General features: G+C 61.7%; 26 protein-coding genes. 13 read left to right on the top strand and 13 right to left on the bottom strand.

Annotated features, from left to right (window positions below):
• Positions 1 to 65: 65 nt before the first annotated feature.
• Positions 66 to 539, bottom strand: coding sequence for a PRC-barrel domain-containing protein (locus tag FVF58_RS15690; protein WP_149670811.1), 474 nt, complete (start codon positions 537 to 539; stop codon positions 66 to 68).
• Between the two features lie 561 nt (positions 540 to 1,100).
• Between FVF58_RS15690 and FVF58_RS15685 the strand changes: the two genes are divergently transcribed.
• A complete protein-coding gene (locus tag FVF58_RS15685) occupies positions 1,101 to 1,379 on the top strand; it encodes a hypothetical protein (protein ID WP_149670810.1) in 279 nt (92 codons plus the stop codon).
• A 275-nt stretch (positions 1,380 to 1,654) separates the two neighbouring features.
• On the opposite strand, the gene FVF58_RS15680 is transcribed toward FVF58_RS15685, so the two are convergent.
• The gene (locus FVF58_RS15680; protein WP_149670809.1) at positions 1,655 to 2,539 is read right to left on the bottom strand and encodes an SDR family oxidoreductase; all 885 of its coding nucleotides are present in this window, start codon (positions 2,537 to 2,539) and stop codon (positions 1,655 to 1,657) included.
• 272 nt (positions 2,540 to 2,811) lie between these two features.
• On the opposite strand from FVF58_RS15680, the gene FVF58_RS52705 reads away from it, so the two are divergent.
• The 3 genes from FVF58_RS52705 to FVF58_RS15665 all read left to right on the top strand — a co-directional run bounded on the left by FVF58_RS52705 (position 2,812) and on the right by FVF58_RS15665 (position 3,783).
• Positions 2,812 to 3,087, top strand: a complete 276-nt coding sequence (locus tag FVF58_RS52705; protein ID WP_149670808.1) for a hypothetical protein — start codon at positions 2,812 to 2,814, stop codon at positions 3,085 to 3,087.
• Between the two features lie 43 nt (positions 3,088 to 3,130).
• Positions 3,131 to 3,490, top strand: a complete 360-nt coding sequence (locus FVF58_RS15670; RefSeq protein WP_149670807.1) for a superinfection immunity protein — start codon at positions 3,131 to 3,133, stop codon at positions 3,488 to 3,490.
• Positions 3,491 to 3,633: 143 nt separating this feature from the next.
• On the top strand, positions 3,634 to 3,783 hold the full coding sequence (locus FVF58_RS15665) for a DUF2934 domain-containing protein (protein ID WP_149670806.1): 150 nt from the start codon (positions 3,634 to 3,636) through the stop codon (positions 3,781 to 3,783).
• 324 nt (positions 3,784 to 4,107) lie between these two features.
• On the opposite strand, the gene FVF58_RS15660 is transcribed toward FVF58_RS15665, so the two are convergent.
• Positions 4,108 to 4,578 carry a ribonuclease gene (locus FVF58_RS15660; RefSeq protein ID WP_149670805.1) on the bottom strand — a complete coding sequence of 157 codons (471 nt, stop codon included), beginning with the start codon at positions 4,576 to 4,578 and terminating at the stop codon, positions 4,108 to 4,110.
• A 485-nt stretch (positions 4,579 to 5,063) separates the two neighbouring features.
• Positions 5,064 to 6,764 (bottom strand): carboxylesterase/lipase family protein, encoded by a 1,701-nt coding sequence (locus tag FVF58_RS15655; RefSeq protein ID WP_149670804.1) that lies wholly within the window; start codon positions 6,762 to 6,764, stop codon positions 5,064 to 5,066.
• A 336-nt stretch (positions 6,765 to 7,100) separates the two neighbouring features.
• Between FVF58_RS15655 and FVF58_RS15650 the strand changes: the two genes are divergently transcribed.
• On the top strand, positions 7,101 to 7,307 hold the full coding sequence (locus FVF58_RS15650; RefSeq protein WP_246217069.1) for an SDR family oxidoreductase: 207 nt from the start codon (positions 7,101 to 7,103) through the stop codon (positions 7,305 to 7,307).
• Positions 7,308 to 7,803: 496 nt separating this feature from the next.
• Here the strand turns inward: FVF58_RS15650 and FVF58_RS15645 are convergent, their stop codons facing one another.
• The 4 genes from FVF58_RS15645 to FVF58_RS15630 form a co-directional block, all read right to left on the bottom strand.
• Complete coding sequence (locus FVF58_RS15645; RefSeq protein WP_223191150.1) at positions 7,804 to 9,057, bottom strand: aromatic ring-hydroxylating oxygenase subunit alpha; 1,254 nt, start codon at positions 9,055 to 9,057, stop codon at positions 7,804 to 7,806.
• Between the two features lie 16 nt (positions 9,058 to 9,073).
• Positions 9,074 to 10,021 (bottom strand): LysR family transcriptional regulator, encoded by a 948-nt coding sequence (locus tag FVF58_RS15640; RefSeq protein ID WP_149670803.1) that lies wholly within the window; start codon positions 10,019 to 10,021, stop codon positions 9,074 to 9,076.
• Positions 10,022 to 10,085: 64 nt separating this feature from the next.
• Positions 10,086 to 11,219, bottom strand: a complete 1,134-nt coding sequence (locus FVF58_RS15635) for a porin (RefSeq protein WP_149670802.1) — start codon at positions 11,217 to 11,219, stop codon at positions 10,086 to 10,088.
• A gap of 36 nt (positions 11,220 to 11,255) precedes the next feature.
• Entirely contained in the window at positions 11,256 to 12,701 is a 1,446-nt protein-coding gene (locus tag FVF58_RS15630) for a purine-cytosine permease family protein (protein ID WP_149670801.1), read from the bottom strand.
• 401 nt (positions 12,702 to 13,102) lie between these two features.
• On the opposite strand from FVF58_RS15630, the gene FVF58_RS15625 reads away from it, so the two are divergent.
• The 4 genes from FVF58_RS15625 to FVF58_RS15610 all read left to right on the top strand — a co-directional run bounded on the left by FVF58_RS15625 (position 13,103) and on the right by FVF58_RS15610 (position 18,146).
• Positions 13,103 to 14,251 carry an aromatic ring-hydroxylating oxygenase subunit alpha gene (locus FVF58_RS15625; protein ID WP_149670800.1) on the top strand — a complete coding sequence of 383 codons (1,149 nt, stop codon included), beginning with the start codon at positions 13,103 to 13,105 and terminating at the stop codon, positions 14,249 to 14,251.
• 28 nt (positions 14,252 to 14,279) lie between these two features.
• Positions 14,280 to 15,740, top strand: coding sequence for an NAD-dependent succinate-semialdehyde dehydrogenase (locus tag FVF58_RS15620; protein ID WP_149670799.1), 1,461 nt, complete (start codon positions 14,280 to 14,282; stop codon positions 15,738 to 15,740).
• A gap of 145 nt (positions 15,741 to 15,885) precedes the next feature.
• Positions 15,886 to 16,875, top strand: coding sequence for a PDR/VanB family oxidoreductase (locus tag FVF58_RS15615; RefSeq protein WP_149670798.1), 990 nt, complete (start codon positions 15,886 to 15,888; stop codon positions 16,873 to 16,875).
• A gap of 191 nt (positions 16,876 to 17,066) precedes the next feature.
• Positions 17,067 to 18,146, top strand: a complete 1,080-nt coding sequence (locus FVF58_RS15610; RefSeq protein WP_149670797.1) for a helix-turn-helix domain-containing protein — start codon at positions 17,067 to 17,069, stop codon at positions 18,144 to 18,146.
• 41 nt (positions 18,147 to 18,187) lie between these two features.
• Here FVF58_RS15610 and FVF58_RS15600 read toward each other — a convergent pair whose 3' ends face one another.
• Complete coding sequence (locus FVF58_RS15600; RefSeq protein ID WP_149670796.1) at positions 18,188 to 19,267, bottom strand: tartrate dehydrogenase; 1,080 nt, start codon at positions 19,265 to 19,267, stop codon at positions 18,188 to 18,190.
• Between the two features lie 764 nt (positions 19,268 to 20,031).
• Here FVF58_RS15600 and FVF58_RS15595 point away from each other — a divergent pair.
• Both FVF58_RS15595 and FVF58_RS15590 read left to right on the top strand, forming a co-directional pair.
• Positions 20,032 to 21,216: a thiolase family protein gene (locus FVF58_RS15595; protein WP_149670795.1), complete on the top strand. Its 1,185-nt coding sequence runs from the start codon at positions 20,032 to 20,034 to the stop codon at positions 21,214 to 21,216.
• Positions 21,217 to 21,220: 4 nt separating this feature from the next.
• On the top strand, positions 21,221 to 21,475 hold the full coding sequence (locus tag FVF58_RS15590) for a helix-turn-helix domain-containing protein (protein ID WP_149670928.1): 255 nt from the start codon (positions 21,221 to 21,223) through the stop codon (positions 21,473 to 21,475).
• Here FVF58_RS15590 and FVF58_RS15585 read toward each other — a convergent pair.
• From FVF58_RS15585 to FVF58_RS15575, 3 genes are all read right to left on the bottom strand, one after another.
• The gene (locus tag FVF58_RS15585; protein WP_149670794.1) at positions 21,402 to 22,805 is read right to left on the bottom strand and encodes a mercuric reductase; all 1,404 of its coding nucleotides are present in this window, start codon (positions 22,803 to 22,805) and stop codon (positions 21,402 to 21,404) included. The genes FVF58_RS15590 and FVF58_RS15585 overlap by 74 nt on opposite strands.
• An 83-nt stretch (positions 22,806 to 22,888) precedes the next feature.
• Positions 22,889 to 23,428, bottom strand: coding sequence for a carboxymuconolactone decarboxylase family protein (locus FVF58_RS15580; protein WP_149670793.1), 540 nt, complete (start codon positions 23,426 to 23,428; stop codon positions 22,889 to 22,891).
• Positions 23,429 to 23,488: 60 nt separating this feature from the next.
• Positions 23,489 to 24,238, bottom strand: a complete 750-nt coding sequence (locus FVF58_RS15575; RefSeq protein ID WP_149670792.1) for an SDR family NAD(P)-dependent oxidoreductase — start codon at positions 24,236 to 24,238, stop codon at positions 23,489 to 23,491.
• Between the two features lie 120 nt (positions 24,239 to 24,358).
• On the opposite strand from FVF58_RS15575, the gene FVF58_RS15570 reads away from it, so the two are divergent.
• Positions 24,359 to 25,279: a LysR family transcriptional regulator gene (locus FVF58_RS15570; protein ID WP_149670791.1), complete on the top strand. Its 921-nt coding sequence runs from the start codon at positions 24,359 to 24,361 to the stop codon at positions 25,277 to 25,279.
• 286 nt (positions 25,280 to 25,565) lie between these two features.
• Entirely contained in the window at positions 25,566 to 25,970 is a 405-nt protein-coding gene (locus FVF58_RS15565) for a GFA family protein (protein ID WP_149670790.1), read from the top strand.
• A 68-nt stretch (positions 25,971 to 26,038) separates the two neighbouring features.
• On the opposite strand, the gene FVF58_RS15560 is transcribed toward FVF58_RS15565, so the two are convergent.
• Positions 26,039 to 26,485, bottom strand: a complete 447-nt coding sequence (locus FVF58_RS15560) for an anthrone oxygenase family protein (protein WP_149670789.1) — start codon at positions 26,483 to 26,485, stop codon at positions 26,039 to 26,041.
• Positions 26,486 to 26,670 lie beyond the last annotated feature (185 nt).

Raw genomic sequence — 26,670 nt, 5'->3', positions numbered from 1 at the left:
CGATGGCGCCGGCTCGAGGCCGACAGACTAGCCGACCACCTCGGGCGGCTTTCCGGCTGCGTTTTTCAGTGCTCGCTCGGCCTGATGGCAGGGTCGTTTTCCACTACGTCTTGCGTCGCTGTCCAGTACGGCTGCCGGTTATAGTAGCCATACGTCGACTCTCCCCACTTCGCATCTGCCATCGTCGGCCAGTGGTCCTTGTCAAAGCCGGGGTCGTCCTTTAGCCGCTGTGCGGTAATGTCGACGACGAAGCACTTCTCGTCCGTATCGAGAGTCAGTGCGCTCCATGGGATGGCATGCAGGTTGGAACCCATTCCGAGGAAACCTCCCTCAGAAAGTACTGCGTAGGCGATGCGCCCGTTCCTGACGTCAAGCATGATGTCTGAAATTTTCCCAACGTGTTCGCCATCAGAGGACATGACCTTGTTCCCATCGAGCGTTGCTGCGGCCATGATGTCTGGCCCCGGTCCTTCTCCCATGCCACCGCCGACAATGCCGGCTCCGCGCCGGGTGTCACCTTGCGGGTTGATTGAGCCCATGATTCACCTCCATCGAAAATGGTGCATCCAGTGATGCGCAAGCGGCGTACCCGGGTCGCCGGCCGCAGGCGCACATTCCTTGCTTCGGAATAACGCTTCCCTAAGAGGCACTGAGACGTAGGGTATGGACCGCAGCGACCAGATGTTTTCCTCGACGCGGAAAGGGGGGTTTGGATTCAGCTGTACTGCGGGGAGAGGACCGGGAAGTGGCAGCTCGATGAGGAGCTCGAGGTGATGAAGCGCGTTGTTGCGATCCATGATGAGCGACTGTCGTGCGTGAGTGCTCAGAAATACATAGCCGCCAAACTGCGACTGGAAGAAAGGAACCGGCCGCACTACGAGCACCGATTGGCAGCATAGCGATTTTCCCGCCACTGTCGTGCTCGAAACATACCCGCACCAAGTCGTCGACCCACGTCGTGATGGTCGCGTACTGACCTACTGACGCACCCCAAACGAACCAAGGCGCCTGTTCTCTCGCAGGCGCTTTGCATTTCAGCGCCGGGTCGCGGAACGCCTCACTTGCGCTAGACTGGCTTCAGCAACCGGAAGGAGACTGGGATGATACGCAAGACGCTCAATGCCTCGCAGCTACAGCAGGAGGTCAACCGGCGAATCCATCGACTGCAGGAAATCGTCGAGGATGGCGTGAAGATTCGTGTGCCGCGGCCACAGTTGCAGGAGCCTGACAAGACAGGCTGCAACTGGAACATGACCCACTTCGGCAACGCGGTCGGCTTCGAGCGCGACATCGAGGGCGTGCTCAAGGCCGTGCGTGCAGAATACAACCTCAATACCGACCTGAAAGACACCGGCAACCCGTTTGGGGACGGGCCGTAAAAGAAAACCTCCACGACATCGCTGTGCGTGGAGTTATGGCCACGCGGCACCACACTGACCTTCGGCGTGGCCCATTACTTCAGCCTGGTTCTCAAGGCAGTCACGAGAGAATGTGCAGTTTCCACCCGCCACGTAAGCTGCAGTTCCTCCTGATTAGCGATGTCGCACGCGGGGGTGCAATCCACGAGCATTTCTCCAGCCACACGCTGGCTGTCCGAGGCTGTCTCGCCGACCTGAAATCGAACTGTTTGCCCGAGCTCCACCCCGCTAACTTTTTAGCGGGGTGGGTTGTGGGATGTACGCTTCGTCATATTGTCCGCCGGTAGCATGCCCGGCAATGCCTCGACAAAAAAATCTGCCTGTAATGCAGCCCCGGCCTGCACGTCGTATTGTGCAAAGTCACGCACGCCGGCTGCCAGCAGAACTTCGTCGTCGAGGAAGAAGTTTCCCGAGCACTCTTTGGCTGGGCGCGTCAGGATATAGTGGGCCGCGTCGGCGACTATCTCAGGCTTGCGACACGCGGCAATCATGTCCTTACCGCCAATCTCGTTTCGCACAGCAGCGGTCGCGATAGCTGTTCGAGGCCATAGTGAATTGACTGCGACACCTCGGTCTTTGAACTCCCCGGCAAGCGCTAGTGTGAACAGGCTCATCGTGTATTTTGCAATGGTGTATGCCGGAAAGTCGCTAAACCACTTCGCGTCGCTGACCAGTGGCGGTGACAGTGTGAGGATGTGCGGGTTCGCCGAATTGAGGAGGTGAGGCAGGCACGCTTGCGCGCACACAAACGTGCCTCTGCCATTGACCCCATGCATCAGGTCGTACCGTTTGACGGGTGTGTCGAGCGTGCCAGTCAGACGAATGGCGCTGGCATTGTTCACGAGGATATCGATGCCGCCGAACAACCCGACGGTCTCGGCCACTGCGGCTTTCACGCGTTCTTCGTCGCGAATATCCACAACTAGCGGGAGCGCCTTGCCGCCAGCCGCTTCAACAGCTGCAGCGGCCGTATGAATCGTACCCTCGAGACGCGGGTCTGGGTCGGCAGTCTTCGCACAAATCACGACATTCGCGCCGTCGCGTGCAGCTCTGAGTGCAATTGCGAGTCCAATGCCGCGACTGCCACCGGACATGAACAGTGTCTTGCCAGCAAGGCTCATGGTCGTCTCCTGATGATTTACAGCAGCATACGCTTCTGGAGTTATTGGCGCGCAGGGGGGCGGACGGACTGCGCGTCGCAAGCCTTTTCCAGCATAGCGATGCCCGCGAACCCGGCATGGGCGTCGCGGAACCGCATTGTTCGTTTTGTAGCAATTGTGATTTCACCCTATCGGCATAGAAAAAAGATAGGCGCCGCCTAAACTGACTCCTGTCAGCGGCGCGCGTCTCACTCGGCTTGCGGCGCTCTTAATAATCGCATCGGAGATTCATCATGAAAAGCAAACTTCTTGCAGCCCTGCTCATCGCAGCTACGACCGCTATTGCTGCGCCTGCGTTTGCCAGCGGCTATGGTCCGGCACCTTCGTACCGCCCTTCGGTGGGCGCACCGGCGTCGCAGCGAGGCCAGAGTGCGCAAACCGTTGCAGCCGAACATAGCGATGCAGTCGGCCCCGTCAATGGTTCGTACGGTGGCGTAGTTGCGTCATCTTCGGAATCTGGCAGCCGTCAACCTGCCGAGTCTGTTCGTCGCGTGTACGCAGGCCACTAATCTGAAGGTCGTCAGCTGATCGAGGCTGTAGCGAGGTGTCGAAATGTTGAAGGTTATCGAAGGTGCGGTGGTCCTGGGTGCGCTGATGCTCTATCTGGTGCCGGCAATGATTGCGGACGCCAGAGAACGCGAGGACGCCTTTGCGGTGACGATGGTGAACATCTTGCTTGGATGGACGGTAATCGGCTGGTTTGCGGCGCTAATATGGGCGCGGCATCCGGTCAGCGACCGGCGTCTGAAGCATTTTGCGCGGCGAGCACAACGCGCGGTCGCACGAGTCACCATTGATGCAATCGTTGCTAGAGCTGAAAGGCGTGCTGGCTCAATTCCCGTGTTGAACCCTCGTTTGGTGCCAGTTGTGGCGCGCATTGCAGCAAGCAGCCGTTACCAGCAAAGACGTTAGCGGTTGTCGTGGACCTCGCATGAATAGGTTGTTTGGCATTCGGACGGAGGGCACCGCGCAGTGCTTCCGTTTGGAAATGTCGCATCGATTGACCATAGCGACGATGCTGTGAGCAATTCAAGGTATTTTTTGGGAGATTGAAAATGGATGTACCTGTTAGCGAAGAGCAAGTTCGTACGCTTGCGTTCTATCTTTGGGAGAAAGAAGGAAGTCCCGACGGGCGTTCCCAGGAGTATTGGGAAAAGGCGCGGCAGCAGCTAGGCGCAGATGGCTCGCTGGCGGAATTGGATTGAGATATTAGCTCGGCGTGACCAGATCGGCTCGTCGCCGGCGTTCGCACCAGTCAAACAAGAAGCCCGCACGTGGCGACCCACGGCTGATGCACACGCACGGGAGAAACGCGGGCCCAGAGTCACTCTCCGACTCGCTTGCTCGAATTCGCAGTATCAATGCACTACACGCCGGCATCAAAGACTACATTCACCAACGCACCAGTCCGAAGTTAAACGGGCTGAGTCCTGTTATGTACAGAACCCAGCCCGTTCGGCCCTAGCCAAAAACTGTCCAACTTTCCGGGGTCAGTCAACGAGGCGTAGGGCGTTTTTGATCGGCTCAAGTTAATCTGCAATTCGTTTGAAACTGGCGTAGTAATCGTCGGTGTAGTAGCAGTCGCCAGTCTGTCTGCGCGGTCCACCACATACGATGCGGCGCTGCCCGCGATCCGCCGAGCCAGGCGTGCGAACTGTGTATGCATGGTAATAGCCGCGCGGATGCTGCGGCAGCAATGCCGCGCTGTTGCGGAACAAGACACCGTCCTCGCCAAAAGGGAAAGGGCCGCCCGCTTTGATCAGACGCAGCGTTTCGGCTGCTTCCCCCGGCAATTGCGCCTTGGCGACGGCGGCCGGCGCGCTCCACTTCTGCGCGCCCGATGCGGCCGGTGTGTCGCTCGCGGCCTGCCCAAGCTGAGCCGACGCCTGACTCGCGGATGCGCCCGAGTCCTGAGTAGCGTTTTGCGATCCGTCCTTGCCGCATCCGCCGAGGATCGCGCTCAAGGCAAGGATGCAGGAGAAAGCCCACGCGCGCTTCACGAAACGGTTGTCTCCGGGTTGACTGGCATTCGACGATCACGAACGATTTAAGGGTATCGCTAATGGCAGAGTGAATCAATGTCCGGCCGGAAATAGGAATTTTTTACTCGACAACCTGGCCGATGCGCGGTTCTCGGCGTTCTGGAAGTCGGCAAATCAAGCAGATTGCGGTGAGGCTCGTTTTATCGCCGAGTTGCTTCGAGAAACTTATGCAAGGAAACCTCGAAAGATGCATTGCTCCCTCGGCCGCGTAGGGAGCAGCGATCGATCCACTGCCGCCGGTCGTGCTGTCAGGGGGCAACGGCAGGTAACAGAGTGGTCCGGTCATGCACGCCAGCTTTTCAGGGGCAGCAGTTCGGCCATACCGGGGTCAGGCAACGACGTCGGTGAGGCGGCTACAGGTCGCTTTCCTGCCGTTTGCACGTCGATGTCTTCCAATGATGATCATGTAGCCGGCCTCCTCGTCGCGGTGAAGCGGCGGTGGATCAGTTGCTCATGAGCTGATCGTTGAGGGGCTTCACGAGATCGAGTTGTCCCTTCAGCGGATCGGATTGAAGCGGCGTCGCGGCACCATCGGCGGTGATTTCGATATGACCATCGCGGGTTGCGTCATACACGGGCCAGACGGGGCTGCCGCCGCCGTTCGGGTTGCCCGTTTTGACGAAAGACGCCCAATACGCATTCGTGATCTGCGCAACCTGTTCGTCCTGGCTCGTGACCGAACTGCCATAGCTTGCTGTGAGTGTATCGAACACATACGGAAGCTCGGCTGCATGCACCGCACCGCTGACCTGGTTGCGCACCGATTGCGCCACATACGAGAAGCGATACAGGTAGACGGTGTCCTTCTGAGTCGTCAGCGCCCGCGCAACGAACCGCGCCGGTTCGTGCATCAACTGAACGCGCGCAATCTGGGCCGTCACGTCGTCGACGCTAGCCGTGCCCAAAGGATCGAACGCCGCTCTCGCGGCCGCCAGATTCTGGGTACTGAAAATCGCATACGCTGCGTCTTTAGTGGTTGCCGCGACGGGGAACGCGAGATCCAGATTGTTCGTGCCGACCAGCATCGATACGTGATTGTATTGCCCCTGCGCATAAAGCTTAGCGGGATCATCCACTACGAGTTTGCCATCAATCATCGGCCCGGCGGAGAATGTCCCCGCCTGGGTACCCAGTGTCGTCGGACCAGCCGAGGTCGTCCCCGCCTGTGCACCCATGTTCGTCAGGTTCAGCCCGGCAAGCACCTGGTTCGAAGACAGCGCGCGCAGCGCTGCAAGTGCAGTTGCGTCATTGCCCGTGATGCCGACGCTTTGCGCGAAGTTGGTGCCAAGCTCTTCACCGGACGCGCCAATGCCTTTTGCGTTCTGCGTCACGTAGCGTCCATACGTCTGGTCGACGCGGCCGTTGCCCGATTCATCGATCGCTTTCTGGAAAAGGCCCTTGGCTAAAGGCGACGTGATGAGTGAATGCACCGATTCACCACCGGCCGATTCACCGGCAACCGTAACGTTTGCCGGATCGCCGCCGAAGGCCGCGATATTGCGTTGCACCCATTGCAGCGCCGCGATCTGGTCCATATATCCGTAGTTGCCATGCAACTCGGTTGGGTTCTCCGCACTCAGCGCCGGATGGGCAAAGAAGCCGAAGCGGCCGAGGCGGTAATTGAAACTGACAAACACTACGCCCTGCTTCGCAAACTGGGTGCCGTCATACACGGGCACCGACGACCCGCCATTGACATAGCCACCGCCATAGATCCACACCATGACCGGCAGTTTCTTCGTGGCAGTGTTGGCGGGCCGCCACACGTTCAAGTACAGGCAATCCTCGGAAGGCGTGGTGCTGATTGGCGTGGAGTCGCCGGCGAACTCCAGCTGCATGCAATCGTGTCCAAACGAGGTCGCCGGTCGAGTCCCGGCCCACGCAGCGGCTGCTTGCGGCGGCCGCCAGCGCAGCGCGCCGATGGGCGGCGCTGCGTAGGGAATGCCTTTGAAAGAGTCCACCCCCTTTGAAAGAGCGCCTTGCACCATACCGGTATCGACCGGAACGACAGTAGGATCCGGTGTAACAGACCCGCCAGAGCAACTCGCTAGCAGCACCGCTGCGCCAGTGAAACCCGGTTTTATAAGAATGCTACCTTGTATGTAGTTAGTTATTCTAACAAATAAGGTGGTTTTTTTATTCATTTCGGGGTTATCTCCTAAGCGTGATCTATTGAAAACGGTTGGGGGCTTGACGAGGCGTGGAAATCGATCGCGTTTGGCACATGGTCACCATAAATCCGATCCGAATACGGGTCAAATGCACGCCAATAATTGGCTCTATGAATGCGACGAATGGATCGTGGACAGAAGGCGCTCTATCCGTTCCCAGTTGGTAGCGCAGTTTTGGTAGGGACTCTAGCGCTGCTTGCTACTCGGGTGCCCGCAATCCGTATGCACTGCTCCTTCCGGAAAGCCTGATGCGCTGTCGCAGCGTTGTTTCATAGTGCCTGTCGAGTGCAGCCGGCCTGGCGCACGCCCTTGAGCGCACACTACTACGAAAATCCCGGCATGCTGCGCGCTCGCACGCAGATGGTCACGTCGCGGCGCATCGCTGAACCGCGCGATATCGCCGATGTTGTGCTGTTTCTCGCAAGCGAGCGTTCGGGCTACGTGAAAGGGCAGGAACTGCCAGTGGACAGTGGTCTGTGCCGCAACGTTATGTCGCCAGTGCCGCGGCCTCAATGAAGCAGGGTGCAGCAGTTCCGTGGAACGGCAGGCTGGCTAGTCAGCGTGGACAATCGGCATTTCGCAATCGAAGCCCATTTTGACGCGGCCATCCGGGAAGCAAAGGACCGAACGGAGTTCTACTAAAAACGTGGCAATCCGGACGCAGCGGACGAATCAATGATCGCCTCGGCGGCCCGCAAGCGGACAGCGCTTGTGAGAGGGCGGTCACACCCGCCCGATCAATCACCTCACCTCACCGATTCGCCGGTCCGCTGGCAGAGCGCTCCAACGGACACCATTAACGGAATTGCGAACTTCAACGACTGGTGACCGCCGCCGGAAAGCGATGACCTTGGTAATGCGACTTTGCATTCTTCACTACCCGATCTTACTCGACCATCTCTGCAACGTGACAGTGCCCCTCAGGACGTATGCGGGCGAATTGGCAGGTGGCAGAGCGCGCTAGCGCTGGCGCTGTAATGATCGCCCCACCTCGGTTCAAGTCGCGCGAACTCTACCCTCCTGCCGCGAGACGAATGATGCCGCGCCCGCCCGCCGCAGCATCGATATAGTCCGACAACTTCTGCGCATACCAATCGGTGAAGTTGCTCAGCATGAATTCCGAAGGCGCGTGCGGTCCCGGCCGATACCCCTTCGAACTCACGCCGCGTTGATTGTTCGCCACCAGTGTCGCGTCCTGCGCGTTCGTGGCGCGCCATACCTGGGTGAGCGTTTCAACGTCATAGTCCACGCCCTCTACCGCGTCTTCGTGCACGAGCCAGGTCGTTTTGAGCGCGGTCCGGCTTTCCGACAACGGCAAAACGCGGAAATGGATGATGTGGTCCGCGAGGAAGTGATTCCAGTTATTGGGAGCCCTAAACATGCGCACCGATCCCAGGTCAGTTTCCTTGAGATCACCGAGCAGCCGCGTGCACGCGGGCCGTCCATCGGCGGTGAACGAAACCGCGCCGCGATGGAACGGCAAACGGATGCAGCGGAATTCGGTGCCTCCATCCGCCGGCAGATGCGGCAACGAGAGACTCTCCCACAGCGCGGACTTTTCCTGCATCAACGCCTGAAAGTCCTGTGTTGCGCGCGGATCGTCTGGTAGAGCGAATTCGATCAGCGTCGCCAGCAACTCCGGGTGATTGCCCACGCAGTGATAACACTCGCGATTGTTCTCGATCACGAGTTTCCAGTTTGCCTCCTCGATGATCGTCATCGAATGCGCGACCTTGGTGCGCTCGGGCCGATGCGGCGCGATATACGGCGTGACAGCCGCCTTGAAGCGGGCAATATCGGGTGGACTGTCGGCGATGCAGACATAGACCATCCCGCAGATCACTTCAACGTGCACCGGCCGCAGAGCGTGCGCGTGACGGTCGAAATCCGTGGGCATCTGGCGTGCACTGAGCAACGTGCCGTCCAGTTCGTAGACCCATTGATGGTACGGACACACGAGGCGCTTCGCATGCCCCGCGGGCTCGGTGCAAATGACCGACCCACGATGGCGGCAGGTATTGAAGAACGCCGAAACCTCGCCGTCTTTCCCGCGCACCACCACAACCGGCGTCCTGCCGATTTCGAGCGTGACGTAATCTCCCGGGCGCGGAATTTCGGCGACGTTGCAAGCGAACAGCCATTCGTTCGAAAACACCGCATCGATATCGAGTTCGTGCATCGCGGGGTCCGTGTAGAACGCGCCTTCAAGGCTATAGCCCGGACGACGCGTTGCGAGCAAGGAACGAACGCGAGCGGCATCAATCATCATATTCTCCCTTTATTCAGGCGCTCACGTCGGCCAAAGCCTCGCTCACGCCACTGCCGATGCCCGCCAGTGCGAACGCCTCGGCAAGAAATTCCACGCAGACTTTCACGCGCGCAGATTGCGCGAGCCGCTCCGGAAATACGGCCCATACGTTGGCCGGCTGCGTGACGTCCGGCAGCACGCGTTGAAGCTGTCCCGCGTCGAGCAGCGGCTGCACGTCCCAGATGGAGCGCAGTACGATGCCGCGTCCCGCCAGCGCCCATTGCACTGCCGCCTCGCCGTGGTTCGTGGAGAGGGGACCCGTCACCTTGACGCAGACTCTCTCTCTTCCCATGTCGAGACGCCAAACGCCGAACGGATGATCGCGCTCCTTGATCGCGAGGCACGCGTGTGCTTCGAGGTCCGCGATGCTTTGCGGCACGCCGTACCGTGCGAGGTACGCGGGCGCCGCGCACAGCACACGATAGTTCGACGCCAGCTTCTTCGCGATCAGGTGGCCGGCGATCTCGTCGCCGATCCGCACGTCGAGGTCGAATCCTTCGCTGACGACATCGACGACGCGATCGAACAGATCGAGCCGCACGTTCAGCTGCGCATGCCGGTCCGACAATGCGGCAAGCGCCGGCGCCACGAACTTGCGGCCGAAGCCGAAGCTGCTCGAAACACGCAACGTGCCGCGCGGTACGCGTCGCGTGCTGGAAATGTCTTCGACGAGCTGGTCGACGTCGTCGAGAATCTTTTCGGCCCATTCGAGCACCCGCTCGCCCGCCGCCGTGCTCACGACGCGGCGCGTCGAGCGATGCAGCAAACGCGTGCCGAGACTCGCTTCGAGCACGCCTATACGCTTGCTCACATAGGCGGCCGATGCGGAAAGCGCTTCGGCCGCGGCGCTGAAGCTGGATCTGCGAGCAACCTCGCAAAAGACGCGCAGATCGTCGAGTTCTGGGGAAGCGGGCAATTTCATGGTGCTATGCAGAGACGGATTGAAGCGGCGAGCCCCGCCCAGGACGCGACAATGGCTGCTTCCATCAGAAGGAGTGCCGCATGCCGAGACGCACGTCGGCCTGCGTGGTCGTCCTCGACGGCGTAAAGCTATAGCCGATCACCGCGTCGACGCCTTGCGACGCCCTCAGCCAGTCCCCCGACACGTAGACCTCCGTGCTTTTCGAGAGCGCGTAGTGCAGCCCCGCCGAAAGCTGGTTCCAGTGATGGCCGTCGAAGTGCGTGTACTGGTAACCGCCAATCAGGCTCGTCGCGGGCGTCATCTGCCAGTTCAAGCCGCCTTCGGCGACCAGCATATGTTCACTGTCGCCAAACGCCTTGATCTGCGTGTACGTGAAATCGCCCATCATCGTGACGGAACCGATCGTGTAACTTGCGCCCACGGCGAACGCGCCCTGCTTGTCCACCGGGAACGCCGTGTTCGCATAGAGATCGGTGATGGCGCCCGTGGCGGGATCGACGCTCACGGTCGGCCGCCCGAAGAACGAGTGCACGCCGATCATCGCGTACGGATCGAACGCGTAAATGCCCGACGGGTTGTTCAACTGCGTGTACGCCGTGCCCATCGAAAACGCGCCATGCTGATACTGTGCGCCGACACTCCACGCGCTGCCCGTATGAAAATCGCCGGGCATATTGCTGAACGAATACATGCCGCCGAACTGGAATCCGCCGAATGTGCTCGACATGAATTTCACGGCGTTCGGCAAATGATCGCCGTTCATCCGGTCGAAATCGCCCTGGTTGATCGCGTAGCCGCTTGCCCACGCCGATACGTTGAACAGGTAGACCATCTCCTTCGTCATGTCGATCTGGTTCCCGAACGTGAGCGTGCCCCAGTCGTTTTGCAGGCCCACGAACGCGGCGCGGCCGAACAACGCGCCGCCGTTCGAAATCTGCCCGTTGCCGAGGTGAAAGCCGCTCTCCAGTGCGAACACCGCCTTCAGTCCGCCGCCGAGATCTTCGGCGCCCTTGATGCCCCAGCGATTCGCATACGAGACGCCGTCGTCGAATTTCACCTGATGCGCGCCGCCCGCGTTGCTCACGTAGGTCACGCCCGCATCGATCACCCCATACAGCGTCACGCTGCTTTGCGCGCGCGCCGCGCAGGGCAGGGCAGCCAGCATCAGCCCCGCCGCGTGCAAAGCGGCGGCGCGCATTGTCGTCTTCAATTTCATGTTGTCGTAGGGGTGCGATCAGTTCAGACCACGGTCGGCTTCGCGAACGAGCTGACGTTCTTTTTCGATGTCGAGCGAGCGGCAGGTCCACAGATAGACCAGCGCGGCGACGGGCAGGCCCACCAGCATCGCGATGTCGGTGCCGCCCAGCGCTCTGGCGACCGGTCCGGTGTAGAGCTCCGTCTTGAAGAACGGGATCATCGCGACGAAGCCCGCCGCATAGGCGGTCAGGCCGCGCCAGTTCCAGCGCCCATAGATGCCGCGCGGATTGAAGATTTCGCGCACCGAGTAGTGCGAGTGGCGCACGACGAAAAAGTCGATGAGATTGATAGCGGTCCAAGGCGTAAACAGATAGCCGAGAATGCCGAGGAAATCGCCGAACTTGCCCATGAAGTTGTCCGAGGCCGCGAACGCGAGGGACGTCGCCATCAGGGCCACCACGAGCAGGCTCACGACGCGTTTGGTCGCGTTCGACTTGAGCGGTTTGAACGAGTCGGTGATGCTGAGCAGCGTGAGCGAGGCGCCATAGAAATTGAGGCCCGTGATCGCGAGCAGACCCAGCAAGGCAAGCAACAGCGTGACCGTGCCGAAGCCGGGATAGATCAGATCCCCGGCGCGCTGGACCGCATCCGAGATTTCGATCTGCGCATTGAGCGCGGCCGCTGCGGTGCCGACCAGCATCATCCATACGCCGCCGATGAGCGCGCCAAGAAAGGTCCACCAGAACGTCGCCCGCACGCCCGTGTTGGGTGGCAGATATCGCGAGTAGTCGGAAACATAGATCGACCACGAAAGCTGATACGCCGCTGCCGAAAAGAGCTGCACGAGAAACGGAGTTGTCTTGAAGCCCGCGACGCTCAGCTGGCCAGCCGGGAACTGCACCTTCATGCACACGCCCACACTGAAGATCGTGAGCGCAACGAGGAGCGCGAGCGCCAGCCACCGTTGCGCCTTGTGGATCAGGTCATAGCCGAACACCGCGAGCACGACCGCAATGACCGTGAAGACGATATAGCTCGCGTGCGGTTCAGTGCCGAGCAGATGATGCGCAGTCTGCCCGGCCATGAGCTGGTTGAACGAGTTGTAGCCAATATAGGTGACGAGCGCGACCACCCAGACGAGCAGCGCACCCATATAGCCGAATTGCGGGCGCGACTGGATCATCTGCGGCAGCCCGAGCTGCGGACCCTGGCTCGAATGGAATGCCATGAAGAACGTGCCGAGCACGTTGCCGAGCACGATGGCAATCGCGCTCCACAGCAGATTGCCGCCCATGCCGATGCCGATCGCACCGGCCGCGATGGTCGCGAGGTTGGCATCGCCCGTGAACCACACGGGCCACAGGTGCCAGGCCTTGCCCTTGCGTTCGGCGAGCGGCACGTAGTCGATCGAGCGGGACTCGATCCGCGATTTGTTGCGCGACGGCTCGCCGGCCAGCGCTTCAGCTATTGCCTCTTGTGACATGTCTCCTCCAGTTGCGGGGTGGCGTAAGGGGCTCGTCAAGGTGCGAGCCCGCTTTGCGCGCCGCGCCCGGAACCGGAAGCTCCAGATCCTCGACACGGCGCAATTACCCGTTGGTTAACGGTGAACTATTGGTTAACAATAGTACGCAACGCGGCTGGTTCCGTCTCACTATCGAATCCTCCTATTGACGATCTCTCCAAAATCGACATTGGATCGCGGCGTCCCATGCCGGCGCGCCTCTGCCGCACAGAATAGCCGCTGCGCGTCGTTTCACGAGCGTCGATTGCCGGCGTTGAGGGATAACCCTGATCCACCACCGTTAAGAATTCTTCTATATTTGCGTTAACCAATAGTTTTAACGTAACCATCAGTTAATTTTTTAACTCAGTGCGGCGGACCCCATGACCTATCTCCCGATCGAATTCCACAAAAAACCCGAGCTGCCCAAACTGCCGGCCGACTTCTGCTCCAATCCCGAGCTGGCCTGGACTATCCCGGCCAGCTACTACACCTCCGAAGCAGTCTTCAAGGCCGAAGAAAAGAAAATCTTCGAGAATAGCTGGATTTGCGTCGCGCACGGCAGCGAACTGGCGGAAGCGAACGCCTATGTGACGCGCGAAGTGGTGGGCGAGAGCATCCTGCTCGTGCGCGGCAAGGACAAAGTGCTGCGCGCCTTCTATAACGTGTGCCCGCACCGCGGCCACCAGTTGCTCGAAGGCAGTGGCAAAGCGAAAAATGTCATCACCTGCCCGTACCACGCGTGGGCGTTCAAGCTTGATGGCGCGCTCGCGCATGCCAACAACTGCGATCACGTGCAGTCGTTCGACAAGGAAAATTCCACGCTCGTGCCGGTGCGCGTGGAGCAATACGCCGGCTTCGTATTCATCAACCTGAACCCGGAGGCGGACAGCGTCGAAGCGCAACTGCCCGGTCTCGAAGCCAGCCTGCGCCGCGCCTGCCCCGTGATCGACGACCTCAAGCTTGCCGCACGCTTCGTCACCGAAACGCCGGCCAACTGGAAATCGATTGTCGACAACTACCTCGAGTGCTACCACTGCGGCCCGGCCCACCCCGGGTTTTCCGACTCGGTGAAGATCGACCAGTACACGCACACGCTGCAAGGCAACTGGACGGTTCAGTTCGGCCATGCGCAATCGTCGGAGCGTTCGTTCAAGCTGGATCCTTCCGTGAAGGACCCGAGCTTCCATGGCTACTGGGCGTGGCCGTGCACGATGTTCAACGTGCCGCCGGGCAGCGACTTCATGACGGTGATCTATGAGTTCCCGGTGAGCGCGGAAGTCACGCTCCAGCACTACGACGTCTACTTCCTCAACGACGAACCGACCGAAGAGCAGCAGAAGCTGATCGAGTGGTATCGCACGGTGTTCCGTCCCGAGGATCTGCGTCTCGTGGAAAGCGTGCAGAAGGGCCTGAAGTCGCGCGGCTATCGAGGCCAGGGACGCATCATGGTCGACGAACAGCGCAGCGGCATCAGCGAGCACGGCATCGCCCATTTCCATAACCTGCTCGCACAGCAGTATCAGGACTGATGCCGCGCGCGGCAAGGAGAACTCACGCATGACTTCGCTGCAACAATCCGGGCTGCTGCGGCAGCAGGCCTATATCGACGGCCAGTGGCGCGACGCGCAGGACGGCGCCACACTCGACGTCAACAACCCCTCCACGGGCGAATGGCTCGCGCGCGTGCCGAACATGGGCGCGAGCGAGGCGCGCGCGGCCATCAAAGCCGCGCACCGCGCCTTTCCCGCGTGGCGCGCGACCACCGCGAAGGAGCGCGCGCGCCTGCTGCGCAACTGGTTCGAGCTGATCCTGGCGAACCAGGACGCGCTGGCTGAACTGATGACGCGCGAACAGGGCAAGCCGCTCGCCGAAGCGCGCGGCGAGATTGCCTATGCGGCTTCGTTCATCGAGTGGTTCGGCGAACAGGCCAAGCGCATCGACGGCGACGTGATCCCGAGCCCGAACCCGGACCAGCGCCTCGTGGTGACGCGCGAGCCGGTGGGCGTATGCGCCGCCATTACGCCGTGGAACTTCCCAGCCGCGATGATCACCCGCAAGGCTGCGCCCGCGTTGGCGGCTGGCTGCACGATCGTCATCAAGCCGGCCAACGAGACACCGCTTTCCGCGTTCGCGCTCGCGGTGCTCGCCGAACGAGCCGGCATTCCGGCGGGCGTCGTCAATATCGTCACGGGCAAGTCGCGCGAGATCGGCCTCGAAATGACGTCGAACCCGCTCGTCAAGAAGCTCACGTTTACGGGGTCGACGGAGGTGGGCCGTCTGTTGATGCGCCAGTGTTCGGACACCGTCAAGAAGGTTTCGCTGGAACTCGGCGGCAACGCGCCCTTCATCGTATTCGACGACGCCGATCTCGATGCCGCCATCGAAGGCGCGTTGCTTTCGAAGTACCGCAATGCAGGACAGACCTGCGTATGCGCAAACCGCTTCTATGTGCATGACTCGGTTTATGACGCTTTCTGCCGACGCTTCGCTGCGCGCGTGGCTGAATTCAAGGTGGACGACGGTTTCGCTGCGGGCGTGAATATCGGGCCGCTCATCAACGAAGCAGCGCGCGACAAGGTCGATAGCCTCGTACGCGGCGCCGTCGCGCAAGGTGCGCGCGTGGTTACAGGTGGCCAGACGCACGCGCGCGGCGGCAACTTCTATGCGCCCACCGTGCTCGCGGACGCCAAACCCGGCATGGCCGTGCTGAGCGAGGAAATCTTCGGACCGGTCGCGCCTATCGTGCGCTTTTCGAGCGACGCCGAAGTCGTCCAACTCGCCAACGATTCGATCTATGGGCTCGCCGCGTACTTCTACAGTCGGGACATCGGCCGCATCTGGCGCGTGGCCGAGCAACTGGAATACGGCATCGTCGGCATCAACACGGGGTTGATCTCCAATGAAGTCGCGCCGTTCGGCGGGGTGAAGCAGTCAGGCATCGGCCGCGAGGGCTCGAAATACGGGATCGAAGACTATCTGTCGATCAAGTACCTCTGCATGGGCGGCGTGACTCGCTGACCCGCATGCCGACTGTGTACGGATGCGGCTCGCGCCGCATCCGTTTTTTTGAATCAAGGATCATCCGGCCCGCGAGGCAACTCCGAGCCCATCACGAAGCAAAAACGCGCCGCGCGCTGCGCGGCCTGCGGAAAAGGAAGGCATTATGAACGCCCGCGAATCGATCACTGTCGACGTCGTCGCCGTCGAGCAACTCACTCCGCTCATCAAACGCTTCACGCTCGCGCTGCCCGATGGCGCGCCGCTGCCGCCGTTCAGCGGCGGCGCCCACGTGCTCGTCTCGATGCAGGACGGCGGTCAGTGGCACCACAACGCTTACTCGCTGCTCAGTTCGCCGCGCGAAACGCGCCAGTATCAGATCGCCGTGCGTCGCGAAGAGGCCTCGCGCGGCGGCTCGGCCTTCATGCACGACAAGGTCGCGGCAGGTACGCAACTGGCCATCGGCTCGCCCGCGAACCTTTTCGAACTCGCGCGCAATGCCAGGCGGCATGTGTTTATCGCGGGCGGCATCGGCATCACGCCGTTTCTCGCGCAACTGGCAGAGCATCGTCCCGATGCCGATGCCGATGCCGATGCCGGCGCCGCGCTCGAACTCGAATTGCACTACGCGTACCGTAGTCCCGAGCACGGTGCGTTCGTCGAAGAACTGAAGTCCGGTCCGCATGCGGCCAACGTTCATTGCTATGTCGATAGCGAAGGCCAGCGTCTTGACCTGCTCAAGCTTTTCAAGAGCCTGCCCGCCGATGCGCACGTCTACGTTTGCGGCCCGGCGGGACTCAACGATGCCGTTCATGCGAACGCGGCACTGCTCGGCTGGCCGAAGTCGCAACTGCACGCGGAGCAGTTCGCGGCCACCGAGACCGGCGGCAAGGCATTCACCGTGGTTCTCGCGAAGTCGGGCCTCGAGCTCGAAGTGGCCGAAGACGAAACGATCCTCAAAGCCATCGAACGAGCGGGCGTGACCGTGGAGTCGCTGTGTCGCGAGGGCGTATGCGGCACCTGTGAAGTGCCGATTCTCGAAGGCGAAGCCGACCATCGCGACCAGTATCTCGACGACGAAGAAAAGGCGGCTCAAAAGACCATCCTGCTGTGCGTGTCACGCTCGCGCACGCCGCGCCTTGTTATCGACCTCTAGGTGACCTGCGGCGGCGGGGGCACCTGGAGCGCGGCGCCAGATCCGTTAAACTGGCGGCAGAACTGCGGGCGAACGAAGTGTCCTGGCCGCGCGCCCCATCCAGCACCGGCGGCATAGGCCCGGCCCGTTCTGCGGCCCGGCGCGTAGCCGCCCTTTTCGTTTGACCGCGCGACCGTCATAAAGGGAAATGGATGTCCGAGGATACGTTCGCGTTTCGTCTGAAAGTGCTGCTCGAGCACAAGAAGCTGAGTCTGCAGCAAATCGCCGACGCAGTCGGCATTTCGCGCCCCGCCGTGCACAAGTGGACGCGCGGCGGCGAAATCGACTACTCGAACTTGCGCCGCCTCGCGGCGTTCCTCGACGTGAACTGGGTCTGGCTGCGCTACGGCGACGAAGCCGTGAAGGACCTCGGCATCGTGGGCGCCACCGAGCTGCCCATGACCGACCTGCGCCGCCGCTACACGGCCGAGATCATGTCGAATGAAGCACGCATGAAGCATGCGCAGGAATTGGCGGGCATCGTGACGTGGGAGTGGAATCTGGTCGCCGACGAGCTCATCTATTCGAGCAATTGCGCCAAGCTCTATGGGCGCGAAATCCACAGCAACGAAGAGTTCTGGGAGATCCTGCATCCCGAGGACTCGATCTGGTTGAATGAGGACGCCATGAAGGACCTCGTCGCGAGCCAGGCGCCGCGGGTGTGGGACTTCCGGATCATCTTGCCCGATGGAACCATTCGCTGGATCGAATCGCGCGTGGCCACCTTGCTCGACGACGCGGGCCGGCCCGTGCGCGTGGTGGGGACCACTATCGATATCAGCGCGCGCAAGGAAGCTGAACGCGCCCTGCAACAGCGGCTGCAATTGCTCAACGACGCCGCGCGCATTGCGGGATTCGGCGCATGGCGCTGGCTGCGCGGTCAGGATACGCTGATCGTCTCCGACGAATGGTGCCGGCTTTTCGGCGTCGAGCCAGCCGAGGCACCGCGTCATTATGTTGAGCTGTCGGATCACATCCATCCGGACGACCGCGCGGCGCGCGAAGCAGCCGTCAACGACGCACTCGCGCGTCGCGCGGATTATCGCGTGCTCTATCGAGCTTCGCTGCCGGACGATACGTGGCGGCTGGTGGTCGAGCAGGGCCGCGCGCGCGTGTCGCCGCACGGCGACGACGTATGGCTCACGGCGTTGTGCCGCGCGGCGCACCCCGCCGATATGGCGGCGGCCGCGCCGCACGCCGCCGATAACAGCGCGGGCGCGGCGATGACATAGGGCGGCGCTTTCGTGTCGCACGCGCTACTGTGTGACGCGGCTCAGAGCGCGGCGGCGACCGCCTTGCCCACCGCCGTCGTGTTCGCCGTGCCGCCCATGTCGGGTGTGCGCGGGCCCTCCACCAGCACCTTCTCGATCGCCTGCATGATCGCGTCGTGCGCGGCCTTGAACTGCGCATCGCCGTTGCCGAGGAAATCGAGCATCATCGCGCCCGACCAGATCATTGCGACCGGGTTCGCGATCTGCTTGCCGAAGATATCGGGCGCAGAGCCGTGAACGGGCTCGAACAGCGACGGGAATTTGCGCTCCGGATTCAGATTCGCCGACGCTGCAAGACCGATCGTGCCTGTGCAGGCCGGACCGAGATCGGAAAGAATGTCGCCAAACAGATTCGACGCTACCACCACATCGAAGCGATCCGGTTGCAGGACGAATCGCGCGCACAGAATGTCGATGTGCTGCTTGTCCCATGTCACATCGGGGTAGGTCTCGGCCATCGCGGCCACGCGTTCGTCCCAGTACGGCATGCTGATCGAGATGCCGTTCGATTTGGTGGCGGCCGTGAGCTTTTTGCGGCCGCGCTGGTTCGCGAGTTCGAACGCGTACTTGAGGATGCGGTCCACGCCATGACGCGTGAAGACCGACTCCTGCAGCACGAACTCGCGTTCCGTGCCTTCGAACATCTTGCCGCCTACCGAACTGTATTCGCCTTCGGTGTTCTCTCGAACCACGAAGAAGTCGATGTCGCCGGGCTTGCGGTTGGCGAGCGGACACGGGACGCCGGGCAGCAGGCGCACCGGGCGTAGATTCACGTACTGGTCGAATTCGCGGCGGAACTTGAGCAGCGAGCCCCACAGCGAGATATGGTCGGGCACTTTGTCGGGCCAACCCACCGCGCCGAAGTAAATGGCATCGAAGCCCTTGAGCGTGGAGAACCAGTCGTCGGGCATCATCTTGCCGTGCTGCAGGTAGTAGTCGCAGCTTGCCCAGTCGAAGTGCGTGAACTCTACCGACAGGCCGAACTTCGCGGCCGCCGCTTCCACCACACGCACGCCCTCGGGCATCACTTCCTGACCGATGCCGTCGCCGGCAATGGCTGCGATTTTGTATGTCTTGCTCATGTCTCGTTCTCCGTTACCTTGCGCGCGCCCTGATTGACGCACGACCGATGAACGAAAGCATGCCTTACGCGGCCACAAAGATTAGCCCCGCCAGCGTGGAGACATTGAACACGAATCGTGGATAAAGCGCGATTCGCTCGCAGGGAGTCTCGTCATTGTCGTCTGCCACAAACAGCTTTCAGGGAAAAGCGTGACAGTGCGGGCGGCACTGCTCTGGCTGGAATTGAAGCCGACCAGTGTTCGTCGTATTGGATAGTTAGCGCTTCCAACAACACTGAATTTCAAATATGCAGCCGCGAGGCGATTTGACAACGTGTATATGCACATGTAAGCTATGCAAATGAAAACGCTGTAATTCACGACTATTGCAGCCGCTTCGCGCTGCGGCAGGCGGGGCTGGTATGTCGCGCATGTTTACGAGCGCCATACCGGTCGGGTGCGGCTGATGGCGGACCCGCTCACAATCGTCGTGAAGCTTGCGCGCAAGGCGGGCGGTCGGTGATGGAATTTGCCGAAGCGATAGTGATGGAGCGCACTGCGCGTGCCTGCCTTCAGGCCGCTGCAGCACGATGGTCTGGTGTTCGGCGAGCCGTCGGAGCACGATGGGCGCACCTCTCTGGTGCCCGCCGAACTGTTTAATCTGACATCGTCGAAACCCGTTTCCCGTCGTCACTACCGACGCGCAACCGGTCAATTCGACTTACAGATGTGCATATGCACGTACAAAGATGCAGCCCAGACGTACCTCAACCAAAGGAATAGCGATGAATGCACGCGATGTTGTAATTGCCCATCCCATTCGCACGCCGATCGGCGCGTTCGGCGGATCGTTGAAGGACGTTCCCGCGACGGCGCTCGGTGCGGTCGTCGTTCGAGAAACGCTGCGGCGCGCCGCGCTGGATCCGGGAGCGCTGTCGTCGGTGGTGATGGGCAACGTCGTCCAGGCCGGCAACAGGATGAACCCGGCGCGACAGGCCGCCATCGGCGGCGGCGTCCCCGTGTCGGTGCCGGCGCTGACGGTGAACCGCGTTTGCGGATCGGGCGCGCAGGCAATTGTCTCGGCAGCGCAGGAAATCGCGCTCGGCTATGGCGACGTGGCTATTGCAGGCGGAATGGAGAGCATGGAACGCGCGCCGTATCTGCTTGATACTGCGCGTTGGGGCAGCCGCATGGGCAATGCGCAAGTGCATGACAGCATGCTGCGCGACGGTCTTGTTGATGCGTTCTCGAACGAACACTCGGGCTGGCATACGGAAGATCTGGTGACGAAGGCCGACCTGACGCGCCGCGCGCAGGATGAGTGGGCTGCGCGTTCGCAGCAGCGTTTCGCCGCTGCACAGGAACGCGGTGCCTTCGATGCCGAACTGGTCGCCGTCACGATCGAAGGACGCAAGGGCGCCGTACAGTTTGCGCGCGACGAGCAGCCGCGTCCGGAAACGACGGTCGAAACGCTGGCGAAGTTGCGTCCCGCGTTCCGTCCGGATGGCACGATCACGGCGGGCAATGCGCCGGGCCTTAACAGCGGCGCAGCGGCGATGCTCGTTGTCGAGCGAGGCTATGCGGAGGCCAACGATATCGAACCATTCGCGCGTCTTGCAGCGTTCGGCATCGCTGCTGTCGAGCCAGGCATGTTCGGCCTCGGCCCTGTGCCGGCCGTGCATATCGCGTTGGAGCGAGCAGGCTGGAAGCTCACGGACGTCGAGCGTGTGGAGATCAACGAGGCATTCGCTGCTGTGCCGCTCGCTGTTGCGAAGCAGCTCGGGCTCGCGCACGACATCATCAACGTTGAAGGCGGGGCGATCGCGCACGGTCATCCGATCGGCGCAACGGGCGCAGTTCTGACCACGCGTCTCGTCCATTCGATGCGCCGTGATGGCCTGAAGCGGGGCATCGTCACACTGTGCATCGGCGGCGGGCAGGGCATCGCGCTCGCGCTGGAGCTGCTATAGGCGCCTGCCGCAGGCACTGTCTGTTTTCGGCAGCGTCACAACGGTCGAGCCAACGCGCTTTCTCGACATCATTGATCCGCGGGCTCGCGTGTGCGAACTGCGCAAACGCGGCTACCAGATGGCGACGGTCCCGGTGGCGCGGGCACCGGCGAATCGCCGATGCCCTCGTGGCACTTGTGGCAGGTTCATTGCGCCGCCGCTCGCGGCGGCACGTTCGCCAACAACGGACCGAAGCCTTCCGCGTAAGTCAGGTGAGTGATCACCGCATCGCGCAACTTCGGATAGGGCAGTTCCGCGAGCATCGCCGTCTGCATCGCGGCCATCACCTCGCCAGCCTCCGCCCCGATCATCGTGAAGCCGACAATACGGTCGTCAGTGGCGGACACGAGCACTTTCATGAAGCCTTGCGTCTCGCCGGTGGCTTCGGTGCGCAACACGTTGCTCATCGGTAGCTTCGCGACGCGCACGGCGATGCCCTGCTTCTGCGCTTCGCGTTCGCTAAGGCCGACGTGCGCAAGCGGCGGCTCGCTGAACATCGTGTACGGCACAAGACGATCACGCGTGCTGCGATGGCCGCCCGCCAGGTTATCCCGGACGATGCGGAAATCGTCGACGGAAACGTGCGTGAATTGAGGGCTGCCCGCCACTTCACCGATCGCCCACACACCGGGTGCGCTCGTTTGCAGGCGGTCATTGACGCGAATGTAGCCACGTTCGTCCAGTGCAACACCGGCTTTGTCCAGTCCGATACCGGCGGTATTTGGAATGCGACCCACCGCGACGAGAAGGTCGCTGCCTTCGATCGTCTGCTCACCGGCGGCCGTGCGCACGGTGACGCTAACGTGTTTGCCGGACTGGCCCTCCACCCTGAGCATCTCTGCGCCGAGCAGGATGTCGATTCCTTCGCCGCTCAGAACACGCGACATCTCTTCGGCAACGTCGGCGTCTTCACGTCCCATCAGTTGCTGCCCGTGTTCGACGATGGTCACCTCGCTGCCGAAGCGCCGATATGCCTGAGCCATTTCGATACCGGTATAGCCGCCGCCGAGCACGATCAGATGAGCCGGTGCGTAGTCGAGGTCCAGTGCGCCGATATGCGTGAGCGGTTGCGCCTCGCGCAAACCCGGCGCATCCGGAATAGCCGCGTGCGATCCGACATTGACGACAACCTGGTCGCCGCTCAGCGTGCGCGTTTCGCCATTGTTCAGTTGCACTTCGATCGTTTTCGGCGCGACGAAACGCCCCGTGCCCATGATCAGCTCGGCGCCGCTCGATGCATACGCCTGCAGGTGAAACGCAACTTCACGTTCGATCATGCCGCGCTTGCGCTCGCGGACCTTCGCCATATCGATCGTGACGGGCCCGGTGATCGTGCCGAACTCCCCGGCGCGTTGCGCGAGATGCGCAACGCGTGCGCTCCAGATTTCGTTCTTGCTGGGAAGACACGCAACGGCCGGGCACGATCCGCCCACCCATTGACGCTCGACGACGGCCACGCGCTGGCCCGATCGCGCCAGGTGCCACGCCAGCAGCTTGCCACCCTGGCCGCTGCCAAGAATAACGGTGTCGAAATGTTCAGCTTGAGACATCACATCCTCCGATTCGGGACAACTTCAGTCAGCCGGGCCATGCGGGCATCGCGTAGGCGCCGCGCTTTGCCCGGCTGCAACCATCACGCAGGGAGTTGCGGGGCGGCGGGGAAGTCCACCGGTACGCGCGTCGTTGCGTGCAGATAGTTGGTGACGGTCTTGTCGCCGATCACGACGATCGCGTCGACCAGATTGGCTTTGGTCCAGCCCGCAGCCAGGAACGCATCGACGAGCGCCTGATCGGCGTGCCCGCGGTTGACCGCGATGTTCTTCACCAACCGCGCGAGCGCGTCGAACTTCGCGTCGAAACTTGCGTTGCCAGCGCGGATTTCGAGAATCTGTTCGTCGCTGAAGCCGCTCATCTTGCCGATCACGGTGTGGGCCGCCAGACAGTATTCGCAGCCGTTGACCTGGCTCACGACGAGGTTCACGATCTCGCGCGCCTTGCCGGTGATGCTACTCTTTGCGTTCTGGAATGCGAGGTAGTTGCCGAGCGCATGCTCCGAATGGGCCAGTGTCGCGTACAGATTAGGCACCGTGCCGAGACTGCTCTTGAGCTTGTCGAAGATGGCCTGGTTAGCCGGGGAAACGTCGTCGCGCGTCGGCACGTTGATCGTGGTCATGGTGAGACTCCTTGGTAAAAAGATGAAGCAATGGATAAAGGGTGTGGGAACATCCCTGTGTTACTGCGCCGTGTAGGCGCCGTCGACTGCGATGTTCTGTCCGGTGAGATAGCGCGCCTTGTCGCTCGCAAGGAACACGATGGTCTGGGCGATCTCGTCCGGAGTCGCGGCGCGTCGCGCCGGTATCGTCGACAGAAAAGCTGCCTTGCCCTCTTCGCTGCCGCCGGCAAAGCGGTCGAGCATTTCGGTGGCGACGGGACCGGGCGCCACGGCGTTGACGCGCACGCCTGCGGCAGCGCCTTCGAGCGCCGCGCTCTTCGTGAGGCCTTCCACCGCATGCTTGCTGGCCGCGTAGACCGACGCGCCCGCAATGCCGACCTGGCCCGCGATCGACGAGAGGTTGATGATCGAGCCCGCGCCCTGCGCCAGCATGACGCGCATCTCGTGCTTGAGCGACAGCAGCGTGCCGAGCACGTTGACTGAAAACGTGTCTTCGTAGTTGGTCGCGGTCTGCTCGACGATCGGGGCCAGTTGACCTTCGGTGCCGGCGTTGTTGACCGCCACGTCGATGCGCCCGAAACGCTCGACGGTCTGCTCCACGACGCTGCGCACTTCTGCCTCGAAACGCACATCGGCACGCAGGAATTCTGCTTCGGCGCCGAGTGCGCGCAGTTCGGCGGCAAGCGCCTGGCCGGCCTCCTCGCGACGGCCGCTGACGACCACGCGGTTTCCTTCGCGAGCGAAGGCAAGAGCGGTAGCGCGGCCAATGCCGGTTAGCGCGCCAGTGATAAGAACGACGGGTGAGTTCATGTCAGTGCTCCTTCAGGTTGGAATCGCGTTTGCGACGACTGCACTTTGACTGATTCCAGACTGGCGATATAGACGGTGTATGCTCATATAACAAATTCCTCTCAGGAATAAATCGAGCAAATGGACAAACTGCAGGCAATGAAGACTTTCGTGCGCGTGGTGGAAGCGGGCAGCTTCTCGGCGGTCGCGCACGAGGCCGACACGACACAAAGCGCGGTGAGCAAACAGGTCGCGGCGCTGGAGCGTGAACTGGGCGCAAGATTGTTGACGCGCACGACCCGTTCACTCGCACTGACGGAAGAAGGTGAGCACTATTTCGAACAGGCGCGGCGCCTCGTCGCGGAGATTGCGGAGGCCGAAGGCGCGTTGCGGCGTGGCGAGCGGCAACTGACGGGCTGGTTGCGGGTCGCGGCTTCAGTCGGCTTCGGGCGCCTCCAGCTGTTTCCATTGGTTCAGTCGTTTCTGGCAGAACATCCCGCCGTGAAGATCGACCTGCGCCTGAGCGACGGTTTTGTCGATCTCGTCGAACAAGGCATCGACGTCGCGGTGCGTATCGGCGATCTGCCGGACAGCAGTCTGATCGCGCGCCGCGTGGGAACGGCCTATCGCATGCTGATCGCGCATCGCAACTACGTGCGCTCACTGCCCAAAGGAAAGAAGGCGCCGCGCGTTCCTGAGGACCTGGTCGATCACAACTGTATCGTCTACACCGAACTGGCAATGCGCAACGCGTGGAGTTTTACGGCAGGCCCCGGCGCGGCGGACCCGGTGGGCACCACGCGCATCGTGCGGGTTCAAGGCAATCTGCAAACCAACAGCAGTGAGGTCATGCGGGCGTCGGTCCTCGCGGGTATGGGTATCGGATATTCGCCGACCTGGCTGTTCGATGACGAACTGGCCAGTGGCGAAGTGCTGCGGATGTTGCCGGACTGGGAAACGATCCCCATCCCGATCCATCTGGTGAGTCCTCTGGAGCGCCGGCATTCGGCCAAGGTGAAAGCGTTCGCCGAACACGTCGGAAAGGCGATGGCTCGTAGCTGAAAGGCGGCAGTGCTGCTTCGAGTAGAGGCGGCGCGTGAATCGTCGACATGAATGAGCGTCGCCTGCTGGCTCGCTGACGAACGGTCGCGAGTCGTTGCGCCATGATTGGAACCGGCCCGGATAACGACGGATGACCGATCGCCGGCCCGCCACGCGTGCGGCGAAAGTCGCGACGTCCGAATGAAGCTGCGGGCCGCCAACATGGCTGCATCACTCATACGCCTGCACGACCCGCGCTTGCGTCGTATCCTTGAAGACGTTCGCGACAGTACATGCGGGGACAAGGATGAAGACAGATGACGTATTGGAAGGCGGTTGCGCATGCGGCGCTATCCGTTATCAAGCCACGGCTGTTCCGGCCGACGCCGGCTTCTGCCACTGTCGCTTGTGCCAGAAGACCACCGGCGCCGCGGTGACCGCATCCGCATCGGTGCCGATCGGCGAGTTCGAGTACGTCCGGGGGGAGCCGCGGGTGTATAAGTCGAGCACATGGGGCGAACGGCGCTTCTGCGGTCATTGCGGTACGCAACTCGAGTATCGCGAGTCGGCAGCGCCGCAAACGGTCGAAATCAACTACGCGACTCTCGACGACCCCACAAGGGTCCGCCCGTCATGGCACGTGTGGTGCGCGAGCATGTTTCCCGGCCTCTCGTTGAGCGACGACTTGCCGAAGTATCAGGACGGTGGATAGCGCGCTTTGCGGACTCTCGAGAAGTGCGTTCGGCTCATGCGGCTCGGGCGGTTCGCGACGCTTGCGGCTCACGCGTGCCGGATCAATGCGGTCGTCAGAAAGATCAGTGAGGCGGCAAGGCTCGACACGCTGCGAACTGCATGAAGTCGGCCCCACTTCTCGAGTGACGCCCGCGTTTCAGCCGATGCGAGATCACGCCCTTGCGTTAATAGCTGCGCGTTAGTGGGCTTAATGATGATCAAGGTGAACGGTACGACGCTGCCTATGAGCAGAGCACCAACTAGCCATATTGCGGCTCCCCCAAGCCACCACGCCGCAATACCGGCAATGCAACTCAAAACGGCCAACGGCGCCTGCATTATCGTCGCCCGCCGGTAGCTCGGCGCCCAGACCGTCGCAGCGGTCCTGGTGTCGCATTGCATCCGGGCTGGATGTTCGACGAGACTGATGTAGATCGCCGCCCCGGAAAAAACGGTACAACCCAGCGTGGCGATGAATTGCGCGATTTCCAGCATGCAAGCCTCCCTATCGGGCGACGGCCGATGAACATCGTGATTGATACCTACCTGGACACTATGCCTTTCCAGAGACCCACCACGTCTGGCCGCCTGCCTCAGGTCGCAGAGGTCGCATCTCGGGCCGATGTTGTTGAAAAAGCGCGACCGATATTCTGCTGTAAACGTCCGCCGCCATCGTACCC

The organism is Paraburkholderia panacisoli (assembly GCF_008369935.1).
GTDB classification, from domain to species: Bacteria; Pseudomonadota; Gammaproteobacteria; order Burkholderiales; family Burkholderiaceae; genus Paraburkholderia; species Paraburkholderia panacisoli.
The sequence above is the reverse complement of the archived record's forward strand: the minus strand, read 5'-3'. Positions and strand labels throughout refer to the sequence as shown.